The organism is Streptomyces sp. NPDC048504 (assembly GCF_043200035.1).
Classification (GTDB): domain Bacteria; phylum Actinomycetota; class Actinomycetes; order Streptomycetales; family Streptomycetaceae; genus Streptomyces.
In genome coordinates this window covers 246,545-265,236 of record NZ_JBICXA010000009.1, presented here as the reverse complement: position 1 = coordinate 265,236, position 18,692 = coordinate 246,545, and the positions used below count along the sequence as shown (strand labels likewise).

16 protein-coding genes are annotated in these 18,692 nt (G+C 68.6%); 11 read left to right on the top strand and 5 right to left on the bottom strand.

The window, feature by feature from the left end; genetic code table 11:
* Window positions 1-35: 35 nt before the first annotated feature.
* Window positions 36-1,259, bottom strand: a complete 1,224-nt coding sequence (locus ACGFY9_RS23885) for an alpha/beta hydrolase (protein ID WP_393757145.1) — start codon at window positions 1,257-1,259, stop codon at window positions 36-38.
* 93 nt (window positions 1,260-1,352) lie between these two features.
* Window positions 1,353-1,988 (bottom strand): TetR family transcriptional regulator, encoded by a 636-nt coding sequence (locus tag ACGFY9_RS23880; RefSeq protein WP_393757143.1) that lies wholly within the window; start codon window positions 1,986-1,988, stop codon window positions 1,353-1,355.
* Between the two features lie 83 nt (window positions 1,989-2,071).
* On the opposite strand from ACGFY9_RS23880, the gene ACGFY9_RS23875 reads away from it, so the two are divergent.
* Both ACGFY9_RS23875 and ACGFY9_RS23870 read left to right on the top strand, forming a co-directional pair.
* The gene (locus ACGFY9_RS23875; RefSeq protein WP_393757141.1) at window positions 2,072-3,718 is read left to right on the top strand and encodes an MFS transporter; all 1,647 of its coding nucleotides are present in this window, start codon (window positions 2,072-2,074) and stop codon (window positions 3,716-3,718) included.
* 254 nt (window positions 3,719-3,972) lie between these two features.
* Window positions 3,973-4,251, top strand: coding sequence for a hypothetical protein (locus ACGFY9_RS23870; protein ID WP_393757139.1), 279 nt, complete (start codon window positions 3,973-3,975; stop codon window positions 4,249-4,251).
* Between the two features lie 25 nt (window positions 4,252-4,276).
* On the opposite strand, the gene ACGFY9_RS23865 is transcribed toward ACGFY9_RS23870, so the two are convergent.
* Window positions 4,277-5,074 carry a potassium channel family protein gene (locus tag ACGFY9_RS23865; RefSeq protein ID WP_393757137.1) on the bottom strand — a complete coding sequence of 266 codons (798 nt, stop codon included), beginning with the start codon at window positions 5,072-5,074 and terminating at the stop codon, window positions 4,277-4,279.
* A gap of 109 nt (window positions 5,075-5,183) precedes the next feature.
* Window positions 5,184-7,931: a pyruvate dehydrogenase (acetyl-transferring), homodimeric type gene (aceE, locus tag ACGFY9_RS23860; protein ID WP_393757135.1), complete on the bottom strand. Its 2,748-nt coding sequence runs from the start codon at window positions 7,929-7,931 to the stop codon at window positions 5,184-5,186.
* Between the two features lie 429 nt (window positions 7,932-8,360).
* Between aceE and ACGFY9_RS23855 the strand changes: the two genes are divergently transcribed.
* The 6 genes from ACGFY9_RS23855 (at window position 8,361) to ACGFY9_RS23830 (ending at window position 12,977) form a co-directional block, all read left to right on the top strand.
* Complete coding sequence (locus ACGFY9_RS23855) at window positions 8,361-8,798, top strand: DUF3052 domain-containing protein (RefSeq protein WP_019060358.1); 438 nt, start codon at window positions 8,361-8,363, stop codon at window positions 8,796-8,798.
* A 141-nt stretch (window positions 8,799-8,939) separates the two neighbouring features.
* Window positions 8,940-9,398: a peroxiredoxin gene (locus tag ACGFY9_RS23850; RefSeq protein WP_393757133.1), complete on the top strand. Its 459-nt coding sequence runs from the start codon at window positions 8,940-8,942 to the stop codon at window positions 9,396-9,398.
* Window positions 9,399-9,511: 113 nt separating this feature from the next.
* The gene (locus ACGFY9_RS23845) at window positions 9,512-10,087 is read left to right on the top strand and encodes a TerD family protein (protein WP_019060360.1); all 576 of its coding nucleotides are present in this window, start codon (window positions 9,512-9,514) and stop codon (window positions 10,085-10,087) included.
* 160 nt (window positions 10,088-10,247) lie between these two features.
* Window positions 10,248-10,826 carry a TerD family protein gene (locus ACGFY9_RS23840; protein WP_393757131.1) on the top strand — a complete coding sequence of 193 codons (579 nt, stop codon included), beginning with the start codon at window positions 10,248-10,250 and terminating at the stop codon, window positions 10,824-10,826.
* 154 nt (window positions 10,827-10,980) lie between these two features.
* Window positions 10,981-12,126, top strand: coding sequence for a DUF475 domain-containing protein (locus ACGFY9_RS23835; protein ID WP_393757129.1), 1,146 nt, complete (start codon window positions 10,981-10,983; stop codon window positions 12,124-12,126).
* Between the two features lie 116 nt (window positions 12,127-12,242).
* The gene (locus ACGFY9_RS23830; RefSeq protein WP_033286889.1) at window positions 12,243-12,977 is read left to right on the top strand and encodes a Tellurium resistance; all 735 of its coding nucleotides are present in this window, start codon (window positions 12,243-12,245) and stop codon (window positions 12,975-12,977) included.
* A gap of 71 nt (window positions 12,978-13,048) precedes the next feature.
* Here the strand turns inward: ACGFY9_RS23830 and ACGFY9_RS23825 are convergent, their stop codons facing one another.
* A complete protein-coding gene (locus ACGFY9_RS23825; protein WP_393757127.1) occupies window positions 13,049-13,825 on the bottom strand; it encodes a TerD family protein in 777 nt (258 codons plus the stop codon).
* A 176-nt stretch (window positions 13,826-14,001) separates the two neighbouring features.
* Here ACGFY9_RS23825 and ACGFY9_RS23820 point away from each other — a divergent pair, with 176 nt between their 5' ends.
* Genes ACGFY9_RS23820 through ACGFY9_RS23810 form a run of 3 tightly spaced genes read left to right on the top strand, consistent with a single transcriptional unit; the run spans window position 14,002 to window position 18,637 of the window.
* Window positions 14,002-15,168 carry an HpcH/HpaI aldolase/citrate lyase family protein gene (locus ACGFY9_RS23820; RefSeq protein ID WP_393757125.1) on the top strand — a complete coding sequence of 389 codons (1,167 nt, stop codon included), beginning with the start codon at window positions 14,002-14,004 and terminating at the stop codon, window positions 15,166-15,168.
* A gap of 14 nt (window positions 15,169-15,182) precedes the next feature.
* Window positions 15,183-17,813, top strand: a complete 2,631-nt coding sequence (locus ACGFY9_RS23815) for a phosphoribosyltransferase domain-containing protein (protein ID WP_393757123.1) — start codon at window positions 15,183-15,185, stop codon at window positions 17,811-17,813.
* Window positions 17,813-18,637, top strand: coding sequence for an HAD family hydrolase (locus ACGFY9_RS23810; protein WP_393757121.1), 825 nt, complete (start codon window positions 17,813-17,815; stop codon window positions 18,635-18,637). Before ACGFY9_RS23815 ends, ACGFY9_RS23810 begins: the two co-directional genes overlap by 1 nt.
* Window positions 18,638-18,692 lie beyond the last annotated feature (55 nt).

The following is an 18,692-nucleotide window of genomic DNA, read 5'->3' as shown; positions in this document are numbered from 1 at the left end:
TCCCATCCCCGCGCAGACCGCACTTCCTGCTGTTTCTACGCGCGTCCGGCGGCCGAGGTGCCGGACAAACCCTCTCGGCAGGTGTCACCTTCGTGCGCGCACGTCACCGAGCGGTACGCGCCAACCCCGATGTCGGCGAAGTTGGCGAGGCTGTCGGTGCCGGGCGCGAAGTACCCGGTGTGGCCCTCCGCGTCCTTCGCGGCCAGCACGCGCGCGCCGAAGGCGTTCGACACCGGGTCCTCGCCGTGCCCGAGGCCGCCGACCTCCATGTACGGCACGTCCTGGATCCAGTCGTCGGCGTCCCGCATCGCCCACACCCGTGCGAGCGTGTGCAGATGAGAGGCCTTCGAGGTCCGCATGCCGGGGCTGCCGGCCACCGCGATGTCGGTCACCCTGGCCGGCAGCTCGTGCGCGGCGACCCCGCACACCACCGAGCCGTAGCTGTGGCAGAACAGGGCGACCTGCGAGGTCCCGGGCAGCGCCCGCACCAGCGCGTTCAGCCGTACGGCGCCTGCCTCGGCGCGTCCCGCGGTGGCCGAGTCGATGCCGAGGCCGCCGGGGGAGGTGTAGTCGGCCCAGGCGATGACCGCCGTACGCGTGTCGGTCGCGGACTTCGCCGTGTTCTCGGCCGCGTACAGGTTCTGGGCCATGCCGACCGGCGCCGAGTAGTTCTTGCTCGTCTTCTGGAACGTGAGCAGGTCGGTGTCGACGCCGGGGACGATGACCGAGACGCGCTGCGCCGTGTCCAGGTCGCCGAAGACCTCGGCGATCCGGCCCGAACCCTCGGGGTCGAAGGCCAGGATGTGACGGCCCTCGGCCGTCAGCGCCTCGAAGCGGTGCATGAGGCGGCCCGCCTCCTGCTGCCCGAGGGGCGTGAGGCGGTTGTCGTGCATGCGCTTCTTCTCGACCTTGCGCTGCTGGTCGAGGGCGATGCGGTTGGCGCGGTAGCGCAGCGAGACCGGGGCGCCGTTCATGTTGCCGACCGCGAGCGGGTAGCGGTGCGCGAGACGCGTCCGCTGCTGCGCGGTGAGCGAGGCGAAGAACCGGGCCAGCCGGGTCGGGGAGGCGTCCGGGTCGGGCAGTTCGCGCCCGTTCATGTGGCCGTGCTCCCACGCGGAGAGGGAGGCCTGGAGCGCCGTTTTCCCGGGGTGGCTGCGGACCGCGGTCCAGCCGGTGGTCGCCAGCATCACGAACACCACGGCCAGCGCGGCCAGTGCGCGCCAGGCGTTCAGCGTGGGGGAGGAGTCGAAGGAAGTCACTGGGAGGACACACTAGGAGAACGAGAGGGTCTCGCGTTAACCGAGTGACGGGGATCACGTTTCAGCGGTACGTGACGAGAAACTCAGTACGACTCACCTCGTGAGGCTCGTGCGCCAGTTCCCGGCGAGGGCCGGTCCCACCCCGTCGAGGTAGTCGGCGGTCAGCTCGCGCATCGCCTCGATGCTGAGGTCGTCGCCCGCGATCCACATCCGCTCCACCACCCGCATCACCCCGCCGAACACGGCCACGACCAGCCGCGGCCGGGGGTCCGCGTCCACGTCGAGCCCCTCGCGCACGGCGATGATCTGCGCCAGCTCCCCCTCCAGCTCCTGCGAGCGCCGCAGATGCGCGGCGAGCAGCGCGGGCGTCGACTCGATCACGCGGTAGGTGCGCATGTGCAGGTCCAGCGGTACGACCTGCTGGATCGCCTCGTTGATGGTGTCCCAGCTCTCCAGCACGGCCCGGCGCAGCGCCTCCAGCGGGGCCTCGTGCGGCGGGCGGGCGCGGACGGCCGTCACGAAGTGCGTCTCAGTGAGCCGGGGCACGAAGAACGCGGCCTCCTCCTTGCTCGCGAAGTAGCGGAAGAAGGTGCGCTGCGAGACGTCGACGGCCTCGGTGATCTCGTCGACGGTGGTCTGTTCGTAGCCCTTGGTGGTGAACAGTGCGAGCGCGGCGTGCAGCAGCGCGTCCCGCGTACGGGCCTTCTTGCGCTCGCGCAACGTCTCCATGCTGTTCTCCTCGCGATCGTTGACAGTCGCCGACATCTGAACCTGTTTGTCAACTGTCAGCGGCTGACATTAGCCTCGCACGTATGACTAGTCAGACCACCATCAGCGCGACGGGGCCGGGGGACAAGGCACCAGCCGCCCCGTCCGACCCGACGCCGTCCAGGGGGCTGCGCGGCCACCCGTGGTTCACCCTCATAACCGTCGCCGTCGGCGTCATGATGGTGGCCCTCGACGGCACCATCGTCGCCATCGCCAACCCGGCCATCCAGAAGGACCTCGGCGCCAGCTTCGCCGACGTCCAGTGGATCACCAACGGCTACTTCCTCGCCCTCGCGGTCTCCCTCATCACCGCGGGCAAGCTCGGTGACCGCTTCGGCCACCGCCAGACCTTCCTGATCGGCGTGAGCGGCTTCGCCCTCGCGTCCGGCGCCATCGGCCTCTCGCACAGCATCGCGTTCGTCGTCACGTTCCGCGTGCTCCAGGGTCTGTTCGGCGCGCTGCTGATGCCGGCCGCGCTCGGCCTGCTGCGGGCCACCTTCCCGGCCGAGAAGCTCAACATGGCGATCGGCCTGTGGGGCATGGTCATCGGCGCCTCCACCGCGGGCGGCCCGATCCTCGGCGGCGTGCTCGTCGAGCACGTCAACTGGCAGTCGGTGTTCTTCATCAACGTGCCCGTCGGTGCCATCGCGCTGATCCTCGGCCTGCTGATCCTCCGCGACCACCGCGCCGCCCTCGGGCGGAGCCCGGAAAATGGATACAGCGCGCCGCGCTCCTTCGACATCCTCGGCATCGCGCTGCTCTCCGGCGCGATGTTCTGCCTCGTCTGGGCCCTCATCAAGGCGCCGGCCTGGGGCTGGGATTCCGGCACGACCTGGACGTTCCTCGCCGTTTCGGTGCTGGGCTTCGCCCTGTTCGCCTTCTGGGAGCAGAAGGTCGCGGAACCCCTCATCCCTCTGGGCCTGTTCCGCTCGGTCCCGCTGTCCGCAGGCGTGGTCCTCATGGTCCTGATGGCGATCGCCTTCATGGGCGGCCTGTTCTTCGTGACGTTCTATCTGCAGAACGTGCACGGTATGAGCCCGATCGACGCCGGTCTCCACCTCCTCCCGCTCACCGGGATGATGATCGTCGGCTCCCCGCTCGCCGGCGCGGCGATCACCAAGCTCGGCCCGCGCATTCCGCTGGCCGGCGGCATGGCGGCCACCGCGATCGCCATGTTCGGCATGTCCACGCTGGACTCGAACACCGGCAGCGGCGTCATGTCGATCTGGTTCGCCCTGCTGGGCCTCGGCCTCGCCCCGGTGATGGTCGGCGCGACCGAGGTCATCGTGGGCAACGCGCCCATGGAGCTGTCCGGCGTCGCCGGCGGTCTCCAGCAGGCCGCGATGCAGATCGGCGGCAGCCTCGGTACGGCCGTCCTCGGCGCCGTGATGGCCTCCCGCGTCGACAACGACCTCGCCGGCAACTGGACGGACGCGGGCCTGCCCAAGCTCACCCGGCCCCAGCTCGACGCGGCCGCCGAGGCGGTCCAGGTCGGCGTGGCCCCGATCGCCCCGAACACTCCGGAGACGGTCGCCGCGAAGATCACGCAGGTCGCCCACGACACGTTCATCTCCGGCATGAGCCTCGCCTGCCTCGTCGCGGCCGGCGTAGCGGTGGTCGCGGTGTTCGTCGCGCTCCTGACCAAGCGCGGCGAGAACGCTGAGGCGGGCGCGGGCGCGGCGCACATCTAACCCTGGTCCAGGCCGATTTCGCCTATCAGGGTGACTCCCCTAAAGATCCCTGGCGTCAGGTACGCGCCGCAGGTCACAGTAAGTCAAGTCCTCCGCAGGGCAGGGAGGACGGGTTGGTCTGCGGCGCGCTGCCGGAGGGGGGCAGCGCGCAAGCAGGCTTTTTTTGTGTGTACGGGGGTATCCGATCGTCGTAGCCGAAATCGGCTGCACCAGCTGATCCGGCCGAACCGGCCTGGACGCCCAGGGAGTTGACGATGACGGGCTTCGGCAACGGAACGCGCAGGAACCCCCGCTCGCGTGGCCGCATGGGGTCAGGGAGCGGGCCGGACCGCGCGACGCTCGGCATCATCGGCCTGGTCTGCGCGATAGCGGGCTTCTTCACCCTGGGAATCGTCCTCGGCCCGATCGCGGTGATCTGCGGGTGGCTGGCCATGGGCCGCAGGTGGACGGGCTCCCGCCGGGTGATGGCCGTGGTGGCCCTGGTGCTGGGGGCGATCGACACGGTGGCGGCGGTGCTGTGGACGTTCTTCTGAGCCGGGGCCGGAGCCGGAACTGCGGCTAACGGGACGCCTCGTCCCCGACCGGCAGCAGCGGAACACCCGCCGCCTCCGCCCCCGGCAGGGCTCCCGCCGGCGCCCCGGACAGGGCCGCCACCTCCGCCCGCAGCGCCCGCACCTCCGCGGTCAGCGCCTCGATCGCCAGCGTCTGGCGCCGCTCCTCCACGTCGTCCTTCTCGAACCGGGCGATGAACCACGTGGCGATGTTCGCGGTGACGACACCGAGCAGCGCGATGCCGGACAGCATCAGCCCGACGGCGATCATCCGCCCAAGTCCGGTGGTCGGCGCGTGATCCCCGTACCCCACGGTCGTCATGGTGGTGAAGGACCACCACACGGCGTCACCCAGCGTCCGGATGTTCCCGTTGGGCGAGTCGCGTTCGACGGAGAGGACCGCCAGGGAACCGAACATCAGCAGCCCGATGACCGCGCCGGCGACATACGTCGTGAGCTGGATCTGCGAGGCCATCCGCGCCCGGCGCCCGACGAGTATCAGCGTCGACACCATGCGCAGCAGCCGCAACGGCTGAAGTATCGGCAGCACCACCGCGCACAGATCCATCCAGTGCGTCCGTACGAACCGCCGACGGTCCCGGGACATCGCCAGCCGCATCAGATAGTCGACGGCGAACGCCCCCCACACCACCCACTCGACCCCCGTACACACCGCCGTCAGCCGATGCCCGGCGGTCGTGTCCACGATCGGCACGGCATACGCCACGGCAAACCCCACCGCGAGCGCCAGCAGGGGCCGTTGAGTGAGCTGCTCCCAACGGGCTTGTGCCGATGGTTCGTTCATGACGGCATGTTAGGGCGAGGGGACGCCCCTTAAAGGCGCCCCGAAGGGGCTGCCTTTAAGGGGCGCGGGGAACTGCGCGACCAGCCCCCACACCCCCGCAGACAAAAAACTACGCATCTCCTCCAGCCGCACCAGGATCAGCCGAAGCAACATCCAGCAACTGATACCGATCGATCGCCTGCTTCAACACAGACCGATCAACCTTCCCCTCCCGGGCCAACTCCGTCAGCACAGCCACCACGATCGACTGCGCGTCGATGTGGAAGAACCGCCGAGCCGCCCCGCGCGTATCCGCGAACCCGAACCCGTCGGCACCCAGCGACTGATACGTCCCCGGCACCCACCGAGAAATCTGGTCAGGAACAGACCGCATCCAGTCGGAAACGGCCACGAACGGCCCCTCCGCCCCGCTCAACTTCCGCGTGACATAAGGAACCCGCTGCTCCTCCTCGGGATGCAGCAGATTGTGCCGCTCGACCTCGACCGCCTCGCGCCGCAGCTCGTTCCAGGAGGTCGCGGACCACACATCGGCCCGAACGTTCCACTCCTCGGCGAGGATCCGCTGCGCCTCGATCGCCCACGGCACCGCGACCCCGGACGCCATGATCTGCGCCGGAACCGTGCCCGAGGCACCCTGGCTGATCCGGTGAACGCCCTTGAGAATGCCCTCCACGTCAACGTCGGAAGGCTCCGCCGGGTGCTGGATCGGCTCGTTGTAGACGGTGAGGTAGTAGAAGACGTCCTCGCCGTGCGGGTGTTCCGCGTCCGAGCCGTACATCCGCCGCAGCCCGTCCTGCACGATGTACGCGATCTCGTACGAGTACGCCGGGTCGTAGGCGACACACCCAGGGTTGGTCGACGCCAGCAACTGCGAGTGGCCGTCCGCGTGTTGCAGACCCTCACCGGTCAGAGTCGTACGCCCAGCGGTCGCGCCCAGCACGAAACCGCGCGCCAACTGGTCGGCCATCTGCCAGAACTGGTCACCGGTGCGCTGGAAACCGAACATCGAGTAGAAGACGTAGACCGGGATGAGCGGCTCGCCGTGTGTCGCGTACGCCGAACCCGCCGCGATCAGCGAGGCAGTGCAGCCCGCCTCCGAGATGCCGTCGTGCAGCATCTGCCCGGTCGGCGACTCCTTGTAGGCGAGCAGGAGTTCACGGTCCACCGACTCGTACTGCTGGCCCAGCGGGTTGTAGATCTTCGCGCTCGGGAAGAACGAGTCCATGCCGAACGTGCGGTACTCGTCCGGCGCGATCAGCACGAACCGCCGGCCGATCTCCTTGTCCCGCATAAGGTCCTTGAGCAGCCGTACGAACGCCATGGTGGTGGCGATCGACTGCTGGCCCGAACCCTTCTTCACACTCGCGTACGTCTTGTCCTCGGGCAGCACCAGCGGCTTCGAGCGGACGACGCGTGTCGGGACGTAGCCGCCCAGCGCGTTGCGCCGGTCGTGCATGTACTGGATCTCCTCCGAGTTCCGGCCCGGGTGGAAGTACGGCGGCGCGCCGGACTCCAGCTCCTGGTCGGTGATCGGCAGGTGCAGCCGGTCGCGGAAGCCCTTGAGGTCGGCGACCGTCAGCTTCTTCATCTGGTGCGTGGCGTTGCGGCCCTCGAAGTTGGGGCCCAGCGTCCAGCCCTTGACCGTCTGGGCGAGGACGACGGTCGGCTGGCCCTGGTGCTGCTTGGCCGCCGCGAAGGCCGCGTACACCTTCTGGTGGTCGTGCCCGCCGCGCCCCAGGTGCAGGATCTGGTCGTCGGTCATGTTCTCGACCATCGCGCGCAGCCGGTGGTCGTGCCCGAAGAAGTGCTCGCGGATGTACGCGCCGGTCTCGGTGGCGTACGTCTGGAACTGGCCGTCCGGCGTGGTGTTCAGCTGGTTGACCAGCACACCGTCGCGGTCCTGGGCGAGCAGCGGGTCCCAGGTGCGGTCCCAGACCAGCTTGATGACGTTCCAGCCGGCGCCCCGGAACTGCGACTCCAGCTCCTGGATGATCTTGCCGTTGCCGCGCACCGGCCCGTCGAGCCGCTGCAGGTTGCAGTTGACGACGAAGGTCAGGTTGTCCAGGCCCTCGCGCGCCGCGATCGACAGCTGGCCGAGCGACTCCGGCTCGTCCATCTCGCCGTCGCCGAGGAACGCCCACACGTGCGACCGCGACGTGTCCGCGATCCCGCGCGCCTCCATGTAGCGGTTCATCCGCGCCTGGAAGATCGCGCCGAGCGGGCCCAGGCCCATCGACACGGTCGGGAACTCCCAGAAGTCCGGCATCGACCGCGGGTGCGGGTACGAGGACAGCCCGTACGGCGCCTTCGACTTCTCCTGGCGGAACGCGTCCAGCTGCTGCTCGCTGAGCCGGTCCAGGAGGAACGCGCGGGCGTAGATGCCCGGCGAGGCGTGCCCCTGGAAGAAGATCTGGTCGCCGCCGTCGCCCTGGTCCTTGCCCCGGAAGAAGTGGTTGAAGCCCACGTCGTAGAGCGAGGCGGAGGAGGCGAACGTGGCGATGTGACCGCCGACGCCGATACCCGGCCGCTGGGCCCGGGACACCATCACCGCGGCGTTCCAGCGGGTCGCGTTCAGGATCTTGCGCTCGATCTCCTCGTTGCCGGGGAAGAACGGCTCGTCCTTGGTGGCGATCGTGTTGACGTAGTCCGTGCTGCGCATCTCGGGCACGGCCACGCGCTTCTCGCGGGCCCGCTCGATCAGCCGGAGCATCAGATAGCGGGCCCGCTCGCGGCCACGCTGGTCCACGGCGGCGTCGAGCGAGTCGAGCCACTCCTGGGTCTCTTCGGGATCGAAGTCAGGAACCTGACTCGGAAGGCCGCCAATGATGATCGGATTGCGATCGGATCCGGAAGCCACGCTGTTCCTTACCTGTCAGAGGGAGCTGTGTGAGGGGGCTGTCTGAGGCCGATGGAGAGCTGATGGGGGCTTAATGAGGCTTATCGGCGCTGGATTTCCATGGTTCTGCACCGTTCCCCATGGTCTACCGCAGGACGGCAATCGTCATCTCTACCGTGAGGTAACCGTGACTCGTTTAGCAAAGTCATTCGAGTCGCGTACCCTCGGAGGGTTCTCAAACGTGCAAACCGGGCAGAACGCTGTGGTGTACGTCACCGGCGGCCGCGATAGCGTGCCTGGAGTTGCGGCGACACGGCCAGGATCGTCACCGTTTCGGCGTTCCGAATCGCCGGGTACTTGCGCGATCCGGCCCGTCCGTGTGGACTACGGCCAATGCTTCGCGCACGCGCGTGGCTGGACATTCATCAAGACATGATCAGGAGGCAACCCGTGAGCGCGACCGCGGACCACGCGGAGGAGCGGACGAACCCTGCCGTCAGGCTGGGGTTCCAGCCCGAGCAGGTGGTCCAGGAGATCGGCTACGACGACGACGTAGACCAGGAACTCCGCGAGGCCATTGAAGAAGTCATCGGCAGCGACCTGGTGGACGAGGACTACGACGACGTCGCCGATGCCGTGGTGCTGTGGTTCCGCGACGAGGACGGCGACCTGACCGACGTGCTGGTGGACGCCATCTCGTACGTCGAGGAGGGCGGCTCGATCCTGCTGCTGACGCCGAAGACCGGCCGTGACGGCTACGTCGAGCCCAGCGACATCTCGGAAGCCGCCACGACCGCGGGCCTTTCCGCGGCCAAGAGCGTCAGCGTGGGCAAGGACTGGAGTGGCAGCCGGCTGGTGACGCCCAAGGCGGCCAAGTCCAAGAGGTAGTCCCCGGAGGTACCTCGATCGTTGAATCCCGGACGGGCTGGCCACGCCAGCCCGTCCGTCCGCATGCGGTGATCGCTGCGTAGGGTGGTGGGCCGAGGGTGGTCTCACCCGAACAGCCCCACCGAAGGGATGCAGGACGAGATGGCGATCCAGGTCGGCGAAAAGGCCCCCGATTTCGAGCTCAAGGACAACCACGGCGCCACCGTGAAGCTCTCCGACTTCCGCGGCGACAAGAACGTGGTGCTGCTCTTCTACCCCTTCGCCTTCACCGGCGTCTGCACCGGCGAACTCTGCTCCCTGCGCGACAACCTGCCGCAGTTCACCGACCGCGACACCCAGCTCCTCGCGGTCTCGAACGACTCCATCCACACCCTGCGCGTCTTCGCCGAGCAGGAGGGCCTGGAGTACCCGCTGCTCTCCGACTTCTGGCCGCACGGCAACACTTCGCGCGCGTACGGCGTCTTCGACGAGGACAAGGGCTGCGCCGTGCGCGGGACCTTCGTCATCGACAAGGAGGGCGTCGTGCGCTGGACGGTCGTCAACGGCCTGCCGGACGCGCGCGACCTCAACGAGTACGTGAAGGCGCTCGACAGCCTGTGATTGTTAGGTTCCAGAGCCTGCGAGGGTCGGGAACCCGTCACTAGGATCGAGACGTTGATCCGATACCGACGCACTACGGGGCATCCCCGCCCCTGGACACCAATGGAGGACTCGTGGGAGTCAGCCTCAGCAAGGGCGGCAACGTATCACTGACCAAGGAGGCCCCGGGCCTGACCGCGGTCATCGTCGGTCTGGGGTGGGACGTCCGCACCACCACCGGCACCGACTTCGACCTCGACGCCAGCGCACTGCTGCTGAACAGCGCGGGCAAGGTCGCCAGTGACGCGAACTTCGTCTTCTTCAACAACCTCAAGAGCCCCGACGGCTCCGTCGAGCACACCGGTGACAACACCACCGGTGAGGGCGAGGGCGACGACGAGGCGATCAAGGTGAACCTGGCGGCGGTCCCGGCCGACGTCGACAAGATCACCTTCCCGGTCTCGATCTACGACGCCGAGAACCGCCAGCAGTCCTTCGGCCAGGTCCGCAACGCGTTCATCCGCGTGGTGAACCAGGCCGGCGGCGCCGAGATCGCCCGCTACGACCTCTCCGAGGACGCCTCGACCGAGACCGCGATGGTCTTCGGCGAGCTCTACCGCAACGGCGCGGAGTGGAAGTTCCGCGCCATCGGCCAGGGCTACGCCTCGGGCCTGCGCGGCATCGCCCAGGACTTCGGCGTCAACGTCTGACATCCGGGCGTCTGCCATACGAGCGTCCGACGTACGGGCGCCTGGCGTACGGAGACTTCACCGCCCGGGCGCCGCACGGTTCGCGTGCGGCGCCCGGGGGTCCCCCTCTGGGGGAGCGCAGGACAACCAAAGAAGCATCGCCTCGGGGAGGACCAGCACTATGGGCGTCACGCTCGCCAAGGGGGGCAATGTCTCCCTGTCCAAGGCCGCACCGAACCTCACGAACGTCCTGATCGGCCTCGGCTGGGACGCACGCTCCACCACAGGAGCCGACTTCGACCTCGACGCCAGCGCGCTGCTGCTGAACAGCGGCGGGCGGGTGCTCGGGGACGAGTATTTCGTCTTCTACAACCAGCTCAAGAGCCCGGAAGGCTCAGTGGAGCACACCGGAGACAACCTCACGGGTGAGGGCGAGGGCGACGACGAGTCGATCCTGGTCGACCTCCTGAAGGTGCCGGCCAACTGCGACAAGATCACCTTCCCGGTCTCCATCCACGACGCCGACAACCGGGGCCAGACCTTCGGCCAGGTCAGCAACGCCTTCATCCGCGTCGTCAACCAGGCCGACGGCCAGGAGCTGGCCCGCTACGACCTCTCCGAGGACGCCTCCACCGAAACGGCCATGATCTTCGGCGAGCTCTACCGCTACCAGGGCGAGTGGAAGTTCAGGGCGGTCGGCCAGGGGTACGCGTCGGGACTGCGGGGCATCGCCATGGACTTCGGGGTCAACGTCTCGTAAAGGGCGTTATCCACACCGGCTGTCCCGGACGGCGGAGTCTCCCTCTAGACTCAGTGCTCGACGTCAAATTTTAAGTAAAGCCGAGTGCGGCGCGGGGGGAGACCCTCCCCCAGACTCCGTCTGGGGGAACCCCCAACACACGATTGGGTAGCCAGTGCTTCTGAAAACCTTCGGCTGGTCGTTCGCGGTCACCGCGCTCGGCCTTGTCGCAGCGGCGTTCTACGGGGGGTGGGAAGCCTTCGGCATCGTGGCGATCCTGGCCGTCCTGGAGATCTCGCTGTCCTTCGACAACGCGGTGGTCAACGCCGGGATCCTGAAGAAGATGTCCGCCTTCTGGCAGAAGATCTTCCTCACGGTCGGCGTCCTGATCGCCGTCTTCGGCATGCGGCTGGTGTTCCCCGTCGTTATCGTCGCCGTCACCGCCAAGATCGGCCCGATCGACGCGGTCGACCTCGCACTCAACAACAAGGACCACTACCAGCAGCTGGTCACCGACGCCCACCCGGCGATCGCGGCCTTCGGTGGCATGTTCCTGCTGATGATCTTCCTCGACTTCATCTTCGAGGACCGGGACATCCAGTGGCTGCGCTGGATCGAGCGCCCGCTCGCCAAGCTCGGCAAGGTCGACATGCTGTCGGTCTGCATCGCGCTGATCGTCCTGCTGATCACCTCGTTCACCTTCGCGGCCCACGCCCACCAGCACGGCGGCGCGCACGCGGACAAGGCGCAGACGGTGCTGATCGCCGGTATTTCCGGTCTGATCACGTACATGATCGTCGGCGGACTCTCCGGCTACTTCGAGGACAAGCTCGAAGAAGAGGAGGAGCGGGAGCACGAGGAGGAGGAAGAGGCCGCGCGCACCGGCAAGCAGCGCTCGGCGGTAGTCCTCGCCGGCCAGGCGGCCTTCTTCATGTTCCTGTACCTGGAAGTCCTGGACGCCTCGTTCTCCTTCGACGGCGTGATCGGCGCGTTCGCCATCACCAACGACATCGTGCTCATGGCCCTCGGCCTGGGCATCGGTGCGATGTACGTCCGTTCCCTGACGGTCTACCTGGTCCGCCAGGGCACGCTCGACGACTACGTCTACCTGGAGCACGGCGCGCACTACGCGATCGGCGCCCTGGCCGTGATCCTCATGGTCACCATCCAGTACCAGATCAACGAGGTCATCACCGGCCTGGTCGGCGTCATCCTGATCGGCTGGTCCTTCTGGTCCTCGGTCCGCAGGAACAGGGCCCTCGCGGAAGCCGAGGGAAAAGCAGGCTCGGACGAGAAGACTGAGGTCCCGTCCGGGGTGTGACAAGCTCCCTGGTGAGGGAACGCTTCTGTTCGGGGCGGCCGTCGAGGACATGTCCTCTGTCCGGCCGCCCCGACGGCTTTGTCATACGCAGTGTGGATGCGAACGTGGGGGCGGGAATGGGCTTCTTCGACGGAATCTGGCGGCGCGAGGCCGACTTCGACTCGGGCAGCGCGGCCAGCAACGCGATCGAACTGACCAAACGGCACCACCAGGTCTCGCTCACCAAGCAGGGCGCGGCCACCGGCAACCTCCGCGTCAACCTCACCTGGCGGATGCGGACCTCCGACATAGGCGGCCTCCAGCGCGACAGCCTGCTCAGGCACCCCTTCAAGGCGTTGAAGCCCCCGGAGGTCATGGGCCACAGCCAGAGCATGGTCAACGTCGACCTGGACCTGGGCTGCCTCTACGAGCTGATGGACGGCACCAAGGGCGTAGTGCAGCCCCTGGGCGGCCTCCTGGGAGACGTCAACTCACCCCCGTACGTGAAGCTCAGCGGCGACGACCGCTTCGGCTCCGCGTCCGGCGAGACGATGTACGTCAACCTCGACCACCGCGACCAGATCAAGCGCCTCCTGGTCTTCGTCTACATCTACGACCAGACCCCGGCCTTCGACCGCACCCACGCCATCGTCACCCTCTATCCCAGCAACGGCCCCCGCATCGAGATAGGCCTCGACGAACGCCACCCCCAGGCCCGCTCCTGCGCGGTGGTGATGATCGAGAACGTCAAGGGCGAACTGGTCGTCCGCCGGGAAGTGAAGTTCGTCTACGGCTTCCAGGCGGAGCTGGACCGGTTGTATGGGTGGGGCCTGCAATGGGGCCGAGGCTACAAAACGAAGGTCGAGCGATAGGTTTTTAGGGGCGCGGGGAACTGGGCGACAAGCCCTCACCGGCGCGCACCAAACGAACTACCGCCCCCACGTCAGATGAACTGCGGCCCCTGCGGCGGCAACCGAAAGTCAGGATCCGGCGCGGTAGCAACAGGCACCGGCTGCGGATACCCATACGTCCCCGCAGGCGCCGGCGCCGTCTGCGGATACCCATACGCAGGCTGAGTCACCGGCTCCTCGGACTGGGGGTACCCATACGCCGGCTGCACAGGAACCGCCGGAGGCAACGGCTGCGAAACCTCGGGAACCGCGGCCGCGCCCCCCTCCGACTCGTCCACCGTGATCCCGAAGTCCATCGCCAGCCCACGCAGCCCGTTCGCGTACCCCTCACCCAGCGCCCGGAACTTCCACCCGTCACCCCGCCGGTACAGCTCCCCGCAGATCAGCGCGGTCTCCTCACCGGTCTCCGGCTTGATGTCGAAATACAGCAGCGGCTCACCCTCGGCGACGGCGGCGTCGTACAGCAGGATGCGCAGCCCCTGTACGCGGTCGAACGTGTTGTCCTCCGCCGAAGCGACCACCAGAATCCGGCTGACTTCGGGCTCGACACCGGCGAGATCTGTCTGGATCGTGTCGGTGGGACCCTCCGCGACACGCTTCTTGCCGAGCCACCAGACCTTCCCGGAGGGGTGCCGGGGCTGGTTGTAGAAGACGAAGTCCTCGTCGGAACGCACCTGACCGGCGGGGCCGAGGAGCAGCGCCGAGGCATCCACGTCCGGGACCCCCTGCCCGGGAGTCCAGCGCAGCACGGCACGTACCGTGGTGGCTTCCAGCGGGACGTTCGACCCCTTCAGCATCGCGTGCGTCATGCGGTCATCCTGCCCTCTCGGTCCTGGTCACGACAACGTGGGGGTTCGGACACCGACACGGCCGAGTTACCTGAAGTTCATGCCCGGCGGGAACCCCTGACATGGGTTTGTACGTACTATTACCGGCCACCTATCGAAAACAATCACGAACCACAACGGCACCACGGGGGAGCTTTATGCGTCATTTCGGGCACATTGCCCCTGAGGTGCGGCAGCGTCTCTTCTTCCAGGAGCCGTGCGAGTTCGACGCGGACTCCCCGGCCCGGCTGCTCGCCGCGGCCCTGGGCGCCACGCTCTACAGCCCGGCCACCCGCCCCCGCCTCGCCGACGACATCGTCAAGCTGGCGGGACGCGGCGTCGTGTCGATGGTGCTGTGCCTGGAGGACTCGATCGGCGACGAGGACGTACCGGCCGCCGAGGAGAACCTGGTCCAGCAGTTCACCGAGCTGGCCGCCCGCCCCGACATCGAGCTTCCGCTGCTGTTCGTCCGGGTCCGCGTGCCCGAGCAGATCCCCGATCTCGTATGCCGCATGGGCCCGGCCGTAGAACTGCTCTCCGGCTTCGTGATGCCGAAGTTCACCGAGGAGAGCGGCACGCCCTTCCTGGAGGCGCTGGCCGCCGCGGAGGCGGCGAGCGGCCACCGGCTGTTCGGCATGCCGGTCCTGGAGTCGCCCGAGCTGCTGTACCGCGAGTCGCGCGTCGAGACGCTGGAGGGCATCTCCCGCGCGGTCGACAAGTACCGCGACCGGGTCCTCGCCCTGCGCCTCGGCGTGACGGACTTCTGCTCCTCCTACGGCCTGCGCCGCGCCTCCGACATGACGGCCTACGACGTCCAGATCGTCGCCAACGTGATCGGTGACGTGGTGAACATGCTGGGCCGCGCCGACGGCACCGGATTCACGGTGACCGGCCCGGTGTGGGAGTACTTCCGGGTGCAGGAGCGCATGTTCAAGCCGCAGCTGCGCCGCAGCCCCTTCCTGGAGGGCCAGGCCGAGGAGCTGCGCGAGGCGCTGATCGAGCACGCCATGGACGGCCTGCTGCGCGAGATCGCCCTCGACCAGGCCAACGGGCTGCTGGGCAAGACCTGCATCCACCCCACCCACGTGCTGCCCGTGCACGCGCTGTCCGTGGTCAGCCACGAGGAGTTCTGCGACGCGCAGGACATCCTGCGGCCGGAGCGGGGCGGCGGGGGCGTGCTGCGCTCGGCGTACACGAACAAGATGAACGAGGTGAAGCCGCACCGCGCCTGGGCCGAGCGGACGATGCTGCGCGCCGAGATCTTCGGGGTCGCACGCGAGGACGTCGGCTTCGTGGAGCTGCTCGCCGCCGGAATCCCCGGCTGAATCGCAAGGGACGCATGAACAAGGCAGTGAACGACGGGGTCTGGTCGGGCAGTTGGGTCGCGGAGCGGCTCGGTGTCGAACTGCTCGGCGACCCCGAGCTGACCGACCTCCTGGGCCTGGCCCTCCGCCGCAACCCCAAGCGGGCCCACCTGCTCGTGTCGAACGTACTCGGCAAGCACGTCCCCCAGTCCCCGTCGATCGTCTACGGCTACGGCTTCACCCTGGGCCGCAGAGTCCGCGACCTCCTCGGCCCCGACGAGTCCGCCCGAGCGGTGGTCCTCGGCTACGCGGAGACGGCGACGGGCCTCGGCCACGCGGTGGCGGACGGCATCGCCCTCGCCCCCTACCTCCACTCGACCCGCCGCCCTGTCCCCGGCGTGGCCACGGCAGGCGGCTTCGAGGAGTCCCACTCCCACGCGACCTCCCACCTCCTCCTCCCCGAGAACCCCGAACTCCTCTCGGGCGAGGGCCCGTTGGTCCTGGTCGACGACGAGTTCTCCACCGGCAACACGGTCCTGAACACGATCCGCGACCTGCACGAGCGCTATCCGCGGGACCGGTACGTGGTGGTCGCCCTGGTGGACATGCGCTCGGCGGCGGACGCGGGCCGTCTGGACGAGTTCGCGGCGGAGATCGGCGCGAGGGTGGACCTGGTGGCTGCGGCATCGGGGACGGTGCGCTTGCCCGCGGGGGTGCTGGAGAAGGGGCAGGAGTTGGTGGCGCGGTACGAGACAGGGGGTGCCGGGACAGGTGGTCGGTCGTCTGCGGCGCCGCCTGGGCTGGTCGCGCAGTTCCCCGCGCCCCTAAAAGAGGGGGGTGCGGGGGCAGATGGTCGGTCGTCTGCTGCGCCGTCTCGGTTGGTCGCGCAGTTCCCCGCGCCCCTAAAAGCGAACCTGGACGCCGACTCCCCAGGGGCGCGGGGAACTGCGCGACCGGCCCCCACCGGCCCGCACCCGACCGACAACCGCATCACCCGAGTCGAACTCCGGTGGCCCCACAACCTCCCCGACGGCGGAAGACACGGCTTCACCCCCCAACACCGAATACGCCTCGAACACGCCCTTCCCGCAATGGCCGCCCGCCTCGCCGAAGCCCTCCCGGAGGGCGCGCGCCGTGTGCACATCCTTGGCTTCGAAGAGCTGATGTACGCCCCGTTGAGACTGGCCCGCGAGCTGGAACAGGTCGTGGACGCCGGAGTCACCTACTCCACGACCACCCGCTCACCGGTCCTCGCGGTGGACGACCCGGGCTACGCGATCCGCACCCGCCTCACCTTCCCGGCCCACGACACCCCCGCGGACGGCCCGGGCGACCGCTACGCCTACAACATCGCCGGCGCCGGTTTCGACGCCGTCGTCGCCGTGATCGACGACACCGCCGACACCCCCGAACTCCACGCCCCGGACGGCCTGTTGGCGAGGCTCGCCGAACACACCCCGCACGTCGTCCTCGCCGTAGTGCCCTCGTACGTCCCCGAAAGGCCCTCCATGCTCCCCGACCCCCTCCGCGGCCCCGCCTTCTCCTCGTACGCGCCGGAAGAGGTCGGCTGGCTGCTCCAGGACCTCTCGGACGTGACGCTGGAGGCGCCGACCGAGGAGCGCGAGGAGGCCATCCAGAGCGGTGGCGCGCACTACGCGGAGTCGCTGCCGGTGGAGTACCAGCCGAGCGAGCAGTACCAGGAGCTGTTCCACACCGCGCTGGACGAGGCCGCAGGACGACTCGCGCTGGCCGTAGGGGCAGTCACCGAACTCGTCCTCGCCGAGCGCTCCCCGCACCCCGTGCTCGTCTCGCTCGCCCGCGCCGGCACCCCCGTCGGCGTCCTGATGCGCCGCTGGGCCCAGCACCGCCACGGTCTCGACCTCCCGCACTACGCCGTGTCGATCGTGCGCGGCCGCGGCATCGACGCCAACGCGCTCCGCTGGCTCGCCGCCCACCACGACCCCGCCGACGTCGTGTTCGTCGACGGCTGGACCGGCAAGGGCGCGATCACCCGCGAACTCGCCGACGCGGTCAGGGAGTTCGAGGAGTCCGACGGCATCACCGGCTTCGACCCGGAGATCGCGGTGCTCGCCGACCCCGGTTCCTGCGTGAAGACGTACGGCACCCGAGAGGACTTCCTCATCCCTTCCGCCTGCCTCAACTCGACCGTGTCGGGGCTGATTTCGCGTACGGTGCTGCGCTCCGACCTGGTCGGGCCGAACGACTTCCACGGCGCCAAGTTCTACCGCGAACTCGCCGGCGTCGACGTCTCGGTGGACTTCCTGGACGCCGTCGCCGCGCGCTTCCCGGAGGTCTCGGACGCGGTGACCGTCCTCGCCAAGGAACTGCTGGCCGCCGACCGCACCCCAACCTGGGAGGGCTGGGCGGCAGTTGAGCGGATCAGCGAGGAGTACGGCATCCACGACGTGAACCTCGTCAAGCCCGGTGTCGGCGAGACCACCCGGGTGCTGCTGCGCCGGGTGCCCTGGAAGATCCTCGCGCGGGCCGGCGCGGGTGCCGACCTCGACCACGTCAGACTGCTCGCCGAGCAGCGGGGCGTGCCCGTCGAGGAGGTCGCCGAACTGCCGTACACCTGCGTGGGGTTGATCCACCCCAAGTACACGCGGGGTGCGACCGGCGCCGACGGCAAGGCGGTGGCGGTCTGATGCCGGTACTCGTCGCGAGCGACCTCGACCGTACGCTCATCTACTCCTCGGCCGCCCTCGCCCTGACCATGCCGGACGCGCGGGCGCCCCGGCTGCTCTGCGTGGAGGTGCACGAGAGCAAGCCGCTGTCCTTCATGACGGAGACGGCGGCCGGACTCCTCACCGAACTCAGCGAACTGGGTGACGCGGCCGTCTTCGTGCCGACCACCACCCGCACCCGCAAGCAGTACCAGCGCATCAGCCTGCCCGGCCCGGAACCGAAGTTCGCGATCTGCGCCAACGGCGGCCACCTCCTCGTCGACGGCGTGACCGACGAGGACTGGCACGCCGGGGTACAGGCGAAGCTGGCCGCCGAGTGCGCGCCGCTGGAGGAGGTCCGGGAACATCTCGCCACCTCCGCCGACCCGGCCTGGGTCCGCAAGCACCGCATCGCCGAGGACCTCTTCGCCTACCTCGTCGTCGAGCGCGAACTGCTCCCCGAGGAGTGGGTCAAGGAACTCGCGGTCTGGGCGGAGAACCGCGGCTGGACGGTGTCGTTGCAGGGCCGCAAGATCTACGCCGTCCCGAAGCCCCTCACCAAGAGCGCAGCCATGCGAGAGGTGGCCCACCGCACAGGCGCCACCCTCACCCTCGCAGCCGGCGACTCCTTGCTGGACGCCGACCTCCTGCTGGCAGCGGACAGGGCTTGGCGCCCGGGCCACGGAGAACTGGCAGACGAGTCCTGGACGGCCCCCAACATCACGGCCCTACCGGAGCGCGGCGTGCTGGCGGGCGAACGGATCCTCCAAGAGTTCCTGAGAGCGGCCCGCCCAACAACGCCCTAGGGGGCACCCCCCCAGGGGCGCGGGGAACTGCGCGACCAGCCCCCACGCACCCGCA

Excerpts from the sequence above, each read along its gene's own strand:
- ACGFY9_RS23830 (WP_033286889.1), top strand. The coding sequence starts at position 12,243 with ATGGGCTTCTTCGACGGAATCTGGCGGCGCGAGGCCGACTTCGACTCG.
- ACGFY9_RS23880 (WP_393757143.1), bottom strand. The coding sequence starts at position 1,988 with ATGGAGACGTTGCGCGAGCGCAAGAAGGCCCGTACGCGGGACGCGCTG.
- ACGFY9_RS23870 (WP_393757139.1), top strand. The coding sequence starts at position 3,973 with ATGACGGGCTTCGGCAACGGAACGCGCAGGAACCCCCGCTCGCGTGGC.
- ACGFY9_RS23810 (WP_393757121.1), top strand. The coding sequence starts at position 17,813 with ATGCCGGTACTCGTCGCGAGCGACCTCGACCGTACGCTCATCTACTCC.
- ACGFY9_RS23850 (WP_393757133.1), top strand. The coding sequence starts at position 8,940 with ATGGCGATCCAGGTCGGCGAAAAGGCCCCCGATTTCGAGCTCAAGGAC.
- ACGFY9_RS23840 (WP_393757131.1), top strand. The coding sequence starts at position 10,248 with ATGGGCGTCACGCTCGCCAAGGGGGGCAATGTCTCCCTGTCCAAGGCC.
- ACGFY9_RS23820 (WP_393757125.1), top strand. The coding sequence starts at position 14,002 with ATGCGTCATTTCGGGCACATTGCCCCTGAGGTGCGGCAGCGTCTCTTC.
- ACGFY9_RS23865 (WP_393757137.1), bottom strand. The coding sequence starts at position 5,074 with ATGAACGAACCATCGGCACAAGCCCGTTGGGAGCAGCTCACTCAACGG.
- ACGFY9_RS23875 (WP_393757141.1), top strand. The coding sequence starts at position 2,072 with ATGACTAGTCAGACCACCATCAGCGCGACGGGGCCGGGGGACAAGGCA.
- ACGFY9_RS23825 (WP_393757127.1), bottom strand. The coding sequence starts at position 13,825 with ATGACGCACGCGATGCTGAAGGGGTCGAACGTCCCGCTGGAAGCCACC.
- ACGFY9_RS23815 (WP_393757123.1), top strand. The coding sequence starts at position 15,183 with ATGAACAAGGCAGTGAACGACGGGGTCTGGTCGGGCAGTTGGGTCGCG.